The sequence below is a fragment of the Vibrio sp. Vb1574 genome (assembly GCF_033338675.1).
Genome location: NZ_JAWOTC010000335.1, coordinates 1 through 1,173, shown reverse-complemented (window position 1 = coordinate 1,173; position 1,173 = coordinate 1). Strand labels below are relative to the sequence as shown.

Annotated in this window: 1 protein-coding gene and 1 pseudogene; both read right to left on the bottom strand. The window is 43.4% G+C overall.

Going from position 1 to position 1,173, the window contains the following annotated elements:
• Positions 1-279, bottom strand: a pseudogene (locus R7O12_RS25995) (glutathione-dependent disulfide-bond oxidoreductase); the annotation flags it as partial.
• A 212-nt stretch (positions 280-491) separates the two neighbouring features.
• Positions 492-1,058 (bottom strand): TetR/AcrR family transcriptional regulator, encoded by a 567-nt coding sequence (locus R7O12_RS25990; protein WP_017447330.1) that lies wholly within the window; start codon positions 1,056-1,058, stop codon positions 492-494.
• Between the last annotated feature and the right edge of the window lie 115 nt (positions 1,059-1,173).

The following is a 1,173-nucleotide window of genomic DNA, read 5'->3' as shown; positions in this document are numbered from 1 at the left end:
AGCTACAAAGCCAGAACCAAATTGGTCGCCATCGCCAATCTTGATCAAATACGCGTCGTATTCGGCTTCCTTTACGCCTGCCGCCAAAAGCTCCTCAAACATGATCGTCACTTTCTGACCATTAGGAGTCCCCATTGAGTAAAGCTGGAATGGGTGCTCTCCAACTGGCAACTCTTGCTCGTGACGTGCGCCAGAATCGGGACGATTAATGCTCGCCCATTGGCCGCCATTTTCACTGTCGTTAGTCCAAACTCTTGGTGGTGTGTATTCGTTAGCCATTGTTATTCCTTATCGTGTTTGAATGCACCTGTAGGCTGGTTCAAATCGTTACCAGCAGCAATGCTTAAAAATCCCCACCTTAAATTGGCTGGGCATAATCAAGATATTAGGTCGGAATCTTCAAATAAAAGCCCTTCCATCTCGATTAATTAGAACCTTTGGTTATGGGAATTTCTTTCACGATATAAGCAAAAACGTCGCGGTAATGTGAACTAGGTTCGAGATGCCAACAATGAGGAACAGATCAGTTTTAGAGGCCCATCCAACATATCAGTCTTAATCAAGCTTGCATCGTGGCAACAGCTAATCGACAGCGCAAAACCGTGTAGGTAATCTGCCAATAGATCCAAACTGTCTTGCTCTACTTGCTGGGATAAACCCAAAGGTTGAACAATCAATTGATAGCGCTCAGTAAACACTTGAGCAGGTCCGTGGGATGTCATGCTCAACATAGTTTGCAACAGCCCGTTATACTCACGCAGCAGCTCAATATAACTAGCGCACAGGTGTTTGAGTTCGTTTTGCCAATCTTCATTCGCTTGCGGTTGATAAATGTCTTCCACCAGTGATGTCGTTAACGCTTCAAGCAAAGCATTTTTGTTTTTGAAGTAGTAATAGATCGCCATAGGATCCACATCCAATTGGGTCGCTAGCAGACGAACACTTGGTATCTTTCCGTCTTTTTTCATCAATAATTTAGCCGACTCCAGGATGCTTTCTGCACTCAGTTGTGACTGCTTTGCGGTCGGTCTTCCGCGTTTCTTTTCGTTGACAGACATTTGATCTTCTCGATAAACTCAGAATTATTCTACATTGTAGAATTAATTTTAAACCAACCTTTAACTTGGCTCAAGCATCATTACTTTGATGAGGTACTCATGGCAAATATCATAT

Excerpts from the sequence above, each read along its gene's own strand:
- R7O12_RS25990 (WP_017447330.1), bottom strand. The coding sequence starts at position 1,058 with ATGTCTGTCAACGAAAAGAAACGCGGAAGACCGACCGCAAAGCAGTCA.